This window comes from Okeania hirsuta (genome assembly GCF_003838195.1).
In the GTDB taxonomy this organism is placed as follows: domain Bacteria; phylum Cyanobacteriota; class Cyanobacteriia; order Cyanobacteriales; family Microcoleaceae; genus Okeania; species Okeania hirsuta.
Genome location: NZ_RCBY01000088.1, coordinates 19,136 through 28,230, shown reverse-complemented (window position 1 = coordinate 28,230; position 9,095 = coordinate 19,136). Strand labels below are relative to the sequence as shown.

The 9,095-nt window shown below is 32.7% G+C and carries 4 protein-coding genes; 3 read left to right on the top strand and 1 reads right to left on the bottom strand.

Features of this window, described 5'->3' with window-relative positions; all coding sequences use genetic code 11:
- On the bottom strand, positions 1-200 hold a 200-nt coding region (locus D5R40_RS16005), incomplete at its 3' end, for a hypothetical protein (protein ID WP_134239619.1).
- Between the two features lie 532 nt (positions 201-732).
- Between D5R40_RS16005 and D5R40_RS16000 the strand changes: the two genes are divergently transcribed.
- From D5R40_RS16000 to D5R40_RS15990, 3 genes are all read left to right on the top strand, one after another.
- Positions 733-3,435, top strand: coding sequence for a class I SAM-dependent methyltransferase (locus tag D5R40_RS16000; RefSeq protein WP_124154903.1), 2,703 nt, complete (start codon positions 733-735; stop codon positions 3,433-3,435).
- A 364-nt stretch (positions 3,436-3,799) separates the two neighbouring features.
- Entirely contained in the window at positions 3,800-4,534 is a 735-nt protein-coding gene (locus tag D5R40_RS15995; RefSeq protein WP_205127658.1) for a class I SAM-dependent methyltransferase, read from the top strand.
- Between the two features lie 109 nt (positions 4,535-4,643).
- A complete protein-coding gene (locus D5R40_RS15990; protein WP_124154902.1) occupies positions 4,644-9,089 on the top strand; it encodes a glycosyltransferase family 92 protein in 4,446 nt (1,481 codons plus the stop codon).
- The last annotated feature ends 6 nt before the right edge of the window (positions 9,090-9,095 follow it).

Genomic DNA, 9,095 nt, shown 5'->3' with positions numbered 1-9,095 from the left:
CCCACCCTGTGGAGGAGTGGGGAAACCAGCACCCCCTTACCAACCCCCTTATGGTTGTACCCAGGGGCAAAGTCTGGTAGTGCTACTAAGACTTTTTGACAAGCTGTCTGTGCTATATCTAATTTTCCTTTGGCCAAGTAAGTTTCTGCTTGTTGCAGATTTTCAACTAATGTCGTTTCTAGATTTAACTGGGAGTGCATATTCTTATTTTTGTTCTTAATTTTTGGTATAATTCAGTTTTTATAACTTATAAATGAGTTAATTATCTGGGATTATATAGACTAAATTCTTTCTCAAGCAAAGCTGTTCCTAAACTATTATAGAGTCCTGAGAAATTAGGATTAATTTTAATAGTCTTGGAATCAAAGTATTTGTGGAATTTAAGAAAGATGACTTACTCATAGATTCGTCCTTAGTTTGAAAACTATATCTTGATAGCAGATGACAACCTCAGAAAAGTCTAAGTTGTTGTATTCTATTATTATGATATTTAGGTATAAACTTATAGTAAACTAGACTGTCCCACCTAATGACCACAAATTACAATTACTTCTTGTTTAACTGCACCAAAATTTGAGATAATTAGCAACAATCTTAACTTGATTTACGTCTAGTAAATATCTATTCTAATTAATCAAAGATAGTAATATTTTATTGGCTTGTAGTTTAAAGATAAATCTTGACAAACACTGAACTAAATTTTATTGCTTAACAACCACAGAGTTTTCAATTATGTCTGATATAGAAAAACAGAAACAATCACAAAAATCACTAGAGCAACTTGCCGAAAGAATGAAACTACTATCAGAATATAAATCTAAATTGAGCCTGGCTAAAACTAGCTTGGACAAATACCAAAATACCTCAGAAAATCCAAAATCAACTGCTAGTCAATCTAAATCAATTAAATATCGTGATAATTCAATAACAACTCCTGTTAATAAATTAAATACTGATGCTCAAACTAGCATTTTACCAACTGAAAAATATAAGAATAAATTAGCTAAATTATCTGGCTGTCATATTGATGAATATTCATACATCATCAATACAATTAGTCCGAAAACGCCAAACAACTTCTTAATATTTGGCGTTGGTAGAGACAGTGGTTTGTGGATGGAAGTTAACAAAGAAGGTAGAACTATATTTATAGAAGATAATCCAGAATGGTTTAATTGGGCAAAAGAAACTTATCCGGGTATTGTAGCTTATTTAGTTGATTATGGTACAAAACGGAAAGACTGGTTAAATTTACTAACTGAATATAGTCAGGGTAAAGAATGTTTGTCAATGGTACTGCCAGAAGAGATTGTACAAACAAAATGGGATGTTATTTTTGTGGATGCACCTGCTGGATATTCCGAAAAAATGCCAGGTAGAATGAAGAGTATATATATAGCTGCCAAACTAGCTTTTGAAACTGGAAGTACAGATGTTTTTGTACATGATTGTCATCGCCAAGTAGAAAATATTTATAGTAGCTATTTTTTCCATCAAGAAAACTTAGTTACCGAAATTCGGAGATTGAGACATTATAAAATTACTGGTGGAGAAGGTTTATTACATCAAAAATCTATAAAATTGATAAATCAAGAGCAACATCAGTCAGAAAATATTCAAGTAGAAATTTCCAGTATTAAATTATTAAAACCGGTTTCAAATTTATTACATGGATATTGTTTAGATAAACCAAAAAAAGGACAAAAAATCAAGCAAAATTGGATTAAATTAGGGGGGTGGGTAGTTGGTAAAAATTCTCCTGCTATAGCAGTAGAAATTATCAGTAATGGTCAAGTAATTAAAACAGTATCTATAAACCAAAAACGTTTTCGTCCTGATGTAGCAAAAGTTTATCCTCAAGTTTCTTACGCTAAAACAAGTGGTTTTGCGACAGATATAGATGTAATTAGTTTACCAAAAATATCAGAGTTAACATTACAAGCTATACTTAAAGATAAAAGCATTGTACCTCTTTGCTCCATAAAATTACATATTCAATCTCACAAATCAATAGGCGTAATTTATATTGCTACTGGGGAAAGATTTATTCGTGAAGCCTGTGAATCAGTAGCTAGCTTAAAAGCTCAAATGCCGAATATGCCAGTGACAATTTTTGCTAGTAAAGATATCAAAAATTCTAACTTTGATCAAGTTGTAGTTATAGAAAAACCAGATTACAATCATGTAGATAAAATCAAATATATGTATGCCTCGCCTTACGATTACACATTATTTATAGATACAGATACCTATATATCTGCTAACTTTTCAGAAATATTTACACTATTAGATAAATTTGACCTGGGAGTAGCTCATGCTCCCTGTAATATTAGAGGTTTTGTTAATGGTATACCAGAAAGTTTTCAACAGTTAAATACAGGGGTAATTTTATATAAAAAATCTCCTCAAATAGAAGAATTTTTTGCCAAGTGGTTAACATTATATAAGCTACCTCATGGCGATCAACCTACTTTTAGAGAAATTTTGTATAATAGTCAACTTAGAATCGCTACTTTACCCCCAGAATATAACTGTAGATTTCCTTTTCCTGGAGCTGTTTCTGGGACTGTCAAAATCCTACATGGAAGGCATAAAAATTTGCCATTAGTAGCTGAAAAAATCAATTCAAGCAAACGTTTGAGAGTTATCAAGCCTCAAGAATTTAAAGATAATTTAGACCGCTCTATTGTCGATAAAAAATTGCAACTGAATAGTCAGGATGTGGAACTAGATCGAGAAGAATTAAGCCTGATTATCGAACGTAAATCTAACACAGTTAAAGAGGCGATCGCTAATAATAACTTAGAAGGCTTATTGAACAGCAAGTTGTGGTGTAAAAAAGGACATTTGAATCCAGACCAAGCAATTTTTATTAGTAATCTTTGTAAAATAGTTCAGCCAAAATATGTTTTAGAAACTGGTTTTGCCACAGGTAGGTCTGCAGCAGTAGTCTTAAGTTCTTGTAGTCCAAAAACTTTTATATCTTTGGATAAAAACCTGGATTATATAACTCCCTTTGGCAGAGAAATGGCAGCTATATTGATGGGGAAATTTAAAGATTACCAAATTATTGAAGGAGATAGTAACGAACTTCTTAATCCGGAATTTTACCAAACAAATTATTCATCAGGTTTGGATTGGTTTACTGTTGATGGAGACCATTCTTATCAAGGATGTTTACACGATTTAGAATCCTCACTTCGTTTTTTAAATCCCCAGGGAATTGTTATAGTAGATGATTATAAATCAGGACCACCTAAAGGAGTGAGATGTCCTTCAGTTAATAAAGCAGTTAGAGATTTCTGTAGTCGCTATCCAGAAGTACATAAACTTGAATGGCATAACAATGGAAAAGGTTTAGCTATTTTATCTAAATCTGCTAAACAATTAGAAATAATTGCCAATTTGCTCCAGCTTAAACAACCTCAAAAGTAGTCAATAGAAAGAATGAGGAATAGGGAAAAATCAATAACCTTACTCGTCCATGAAGTGATGGTAAAATTATATCGATCTCATTAACACCTCTTTTACCACTGTCAAATCCGGAACATATAGTTGGAGAATATAGTAGTTATTAAAGAGAAAAATACAAACCAGCTTATGATTTACTCAAAGATTGGCTGGTGAGACAAACTCTGAGTAAACCTAGACACATTTATTGGTGGTAAAAGCCATTTTAAGTAACAAAGTAAGTAGTAGACTGGCACGCCTTCAATATTACTTTATAAATAGAATACAAACCAAATTAAAAGAACCAGAATCAGCCCGTTATTTAGAAATATAAGAAAATTATTTACAAGTGCATACTAACCCAAATCAAACTTCAAATTCTCAAAGCGATAATAGCATAGTTATGAAAAGTAGAAGCGATCGCCTCAATCAACTTGCGACAATTAATCAATCATCTAACTATCTAGAAATAGGGGTAGCTAAGGGTGTAACTTTTAACGCAATTAATATAGAAAATAAAGTAGCTGTCGAGCCAAAATTCAAATTTAATACCCAGGAATATGCCACTGACAATATAGTTTTCCTAGAAGTTACTAGCGATGAATTCTTCAGGAATTATGCCAAAGATTTTGAGGTATTTGACCTGATTTACTTAGATGGTCTCCATACCTTTGAGCAGACTTTTCGTGACTTTTGTGCCTCTCTTTCTTTCGCTCATGCAAAGACTATTTGGTTAATTGATGATACTTGTCCGGGAAGCTATGCTCAAGCTAAACCATCATTTGAGGATTGCACCAAGCTCGCGCGACTTTCTCAAGAGAAACCAGGGACTTGGATGGGAGATGTCTTCAAGATTGTTGCTGCTATCCATGATTTTTTTCCTCAGTTCAGTTTTGCAACTTTCCCCCACCATGGACAAACTGTTGTCTGGAATCAATGGCGGAAAGATTTTCAGCCCTTATGGAATTCTTTAGAAACTATCAGTCGGCTAGAATATTTGGATTTTGTCAAACTACAGGAAACTTTCTTTAAAAGAGAGCCATACGAGCATATTTTTGAAAGTATTAAATTTGCACTAAGTTAATCTTCCTAAATTTTATTTAGGTGTTGGAGCAATAATTTAATTGATAGTTTTGCTCACGATCAAGATATGATATGTGTATTTTTTCAAATTACCCTTAATAAAGAATATCATGGATAACAATCGTCTTTTTCAAATACAGAATGCAATTGTTAAACCCATTAAAATTAAAGATCGCAATTGGATTGGAGGTCTTGTCTTTCCTGATGATATGCCAGGCATATTTCGTATGCGCGCTGGTAGAGCATATGGGTACAGGTACAAAGACATAGTAATACAAGTTAATCAAAACAATAATGTTGCCAATAATTTAAAATTCTATCCAGGTAAATATATTTATGGAGGTCCTTTTCATCTACACTTTGGACACGCTTTAACTGAAAGTATTCATCGTTTATGGGCGTTCAATAGCAAGATCCATGATGGCATTGTTTTTGCTCTATGCCTAACATCAAAGACAAAGGATAATAACGAGATTCCTCCTCAATGGTTTATTCAAACTTTGGAAATTCTAGAAATACCTCTGACTAAGTGTATTTGGGTAACAAATGATTGTGCTTTTGAAAATCTAATCGTTCCAGAGCCAGGTAGTGAGTTAGCATTAGGACCAAAAAACTGGTATCGTTCCTATTTAGAGAAGCTACAGGAAAGGATTTTTGATGCTACCCATAACTTAAGAAAAGAGCCAGAAGGACTCAAGCTTTTTTTGGGCAGAACTCATATTCCTTTAGGTGGCTATACTGCAGGGGAGAAATATTTGGAAAGTCTATTGGTAAATGAGGGTTATATTTCACTAAAGCCAGAAAATTATCATATACTCGAACAAATTGCCTATTTAATGAGTGCTAAAAAAATCATATTTAGCGAAGGTAGCTCTATTTATTCCCTGGAATTTCTCAACTATTTAGACGCTGACATTGCTTGTATTCCCAGAAGACCAGGGAACCTATCTTTCTATCCACATATCTATAGTAAGTGTCGCAACTATATTGTCGCTGGAAATACTCAAAATATTTTAGAATTAGAAGTTTGGAAAAAAAGAGGCATTAATCAAATGCCCATAAACAAATATCCATACCAAGTCGTTGAATCACTGAGAAAAAACAATTTTGCCAAGCTCCCAGACTGGGATCAAGAAGATTTTTTCGCTCAAGAAAGGTGTGATGTTATGACATATATATATCAAGTACACACCAAATTAAAAAAACCAGAAACATTACGTTATTTAGAGATTTTAGAAGGTTATTTAAAAGTGCGTACTAACCTAAATCAAAGTTCAAATTATGAGAGTAATCATAACATAGTGCTGAAAAATCAGAGCGATCGCCTCAATCAACTTGCTAGAATTAATCAATCATCCAACTATCTAGAAATAGGAGTATGTAAGGGTGTAACTTTCAACGCAATTAATATCAAAAATAAAGTAGCTGTCGATCCAAAATTCAAGTTTAATACCCATAAATATGCCACTGACAATATAGTTTTCCTAGAAGTTAATAGCAATGATTTCTTCAGGAATCATGCCAAAGGGTTTGAGCCATTCGATCTGATTTACTTAGATGATGTGCATACCTTTGAGCAAACTTTTCGTGACTTTTGTGCTTCTGTTTCTTTGGCTAATGCAAACACTATTTGGTTAATCAATAACACTTGTCCGGGAAGTTATGCTCAAGCTCAACCATCACTTCAGCATTGTACCAAGCTCCAGCAAATTTCTCAAGAGAAAGCTGGAGTTTGGATGGGTGATATTTTTAAGCTTGTTGCTGCTATCCATGATTTTTTTCCTCAGTTCAGTTTTGCAACTTTCCCCGACCATGGACAAACTGTGATCTGGAATCAATGGCGGAAAGATTTTCAGCCCTTATGGAATTCTTTAGAAACTATCAGTCGGCTAGAATATTTGGATTTTGTCAAACTACAGGAAACTTTCTTTAAAAGAGAGCCATACGAGCATATTTTTGAAAGTATTAAATTTGCTCTTGATCGGTCAGAAAATATGCTAGTTAAAATTTCTAGTTTGAAAATCTTAAAGCCAGATAAAAATCTATTACATGGATATTATTTAGATAGACCACAACAAGGGGAAATTTTTAATCAAAATATAATTAAATTAGCAGGGTGGGTTGTTGGTAAGAATTCTCCAGCAGTAGCAATAGAAATTATCAGCAATGGTGAAGTGATTAAAACAGTACCAATTAATCAGCAACGTTCTGGTGTAGCAAAGGCTTATCCCCAAATTCCGCAGGCAAAAACCAGTGGTTTTGCGACAGAAATAGAATTAATGGGTTTACCAAAAGAATCGGAATTAACATTACAAATCATACTAAAAGATCAAAGCATTGTGCCTTTTGGCTCCATTAAAATTTTGATAGTTGTCAATTCTGAAGAATTTAAAAATCTGGAAAAAAAAACACTAAATCAAACAGAAGTTGTCACAACTAACATAAAATCAATAAAAAATACAACAAAAAATAATTCAGAAAGTATCAGAAGTACTCTACTGTCAACTCCAGAAGATACTGATGTTTTAGAGGATTTTATTAAACAAAAATCAAGAGAAAAATGCAAACTCAGTATATGCGCCATAATGAAAGATGAAGGTCCTTATCTAGAAGAATGGTTAGAATTTCATAAATTAGTTGGTGTAGAAAGATTTTATTTATATGATAACAATAGCACAGATAATACTCAAGATATTTTGCAATTATATATTCAAAAAGGTGAAGTAATTTATTATTATTGGCCGGACAAACCAGGGCAAATTTCGGCTTATAATCATTGCTTAAAGAATCACAGATATGACTCAGAATGGATAGCATTTATAGATTTAGATGAATTTTTATTTCCCACTGCAGCAGAGAAAATTACAGATATAATAGATGAATTTTCCGATGTATCAGCTCTAGGAGTTAACTGGCTAAATTTCGGTACATCAGGACATGAGAAAAACCCAGAAGGGTTACAAATAGAAAACTTTATTAAACGAAGCAAAAGTAGTTTTGGTCCGAATAAACATATCAAATGTATTTTGCATCCAGAAAAAACAATTCGTCCTCTAAATCCTCATCAATTTGTATTTTCTGAAGGTCGGGCAGTAACAGAAAATAAACAACCAATTAAGGGACCTTTTTCATCAACACATTCCATCAAGAAACTAAGAATAAATCATTATACTACTCGCTCAAAAGAAGAAAGTATGAAAAAAATGATGCGAGGTAGGGCAACTAAAAATGAACGGAGACCTTGGTCAGATTTTGAATCGAAAGATGTGATATTTAATGAAGTAGAAGATTTAACTATTCACAGATATATTCCTCAACTCAAGAAATCATTAGCAGCAGTTGCTAAAGGGAAAAGCAAGCTAAAATTTTCCTTAGAAAAATCCACCTCATTACTAACTATTGGCAATATAGGAAAAGTAGTAATTGAGAATCAAACCCTACAATTAACAGGTTGGATAGTTTCTCTAAATCTAATTCCTATTAGTAGTTTTAAAGTTGTGATTGGAGGTGAAGAATATAGAGACTTTAAACAAACTTTAGGAATAGAAAGTCCGAGAATAAAAAAAGCCCACCCTAGGTTAAAAGGGTCAGAAAAAGCGAGATTTTATCTAGAAATACCTCTGAATAAAACACACAGAGAAAACTATCAAAACCTCCTAATTGTTTTAACTCCTATTTCGGAAAACTATGAGGGTTGTATTTTAGTTAATGTCTTTAATCCTTCTTTTATGCTTCCTACCAAAGAATACATAGATCGAGTTAATAGAAATAGTGCTTTTAACTTTCAGTCTAATGCTTTCAAGTGGTTAGGATATTTAATTCAAAGAACAGGTATCAAACCTACAGATAGTATTCTTGATATAGGCTGTGGAATAGGAGAAATTGCCTACGGTTTGACTTATTACTTAACACCTAGAGGGCGTTATGAAGGTATTGAATTTTCAGAAAAAGTAATTGATTGGGCACAGCAAGAAATTACTTCCAGAAAGCCCAACTTTAACTTTCAATGGCACAATATTTATCATCCTATTTATAATACTGAGGGAACTTTGCCTATGAGAGAATTTACATTGCCTTATCCAGAAGCAAGTTTTGATGCGATTTGTATTAGTAATTTTTTTACTCATTTGTCTAGTATCGATATGCGTCATTATCTGCATCAAATTCAGCGAGTTTTAAAAGTTGGAGGAAAGTGTTTATTTGCCTGTTTTTTAATTAATTCTGAATCTGAAAAGTTAATTACTGATGGCAAGAGTTCTCAGAATTTAGTATATGAAGTAGAAGGTGGTTTTTGTTTAGATCCAGAACTCCCAGAAAAGACTTTAGGTTTTCAAGAATCTGTACTAATTGATTGGATAAAAGAAAATGGCTTAACTATTGTAGGCAAATATTATGGTTCATGGTGTGGCCGTAAATCTTTTACTCATCAAGATTTGTTAATTGTAGAAAAAAAAAATGAACTTAAATCAAAGTTATTTAACCACCAGTTTTCCTTAGAAAAATACAAGTCTAAATTAGAAAAAATTAAGGTTAAAATTGAGGCATCAAAATCTTAAAATCAA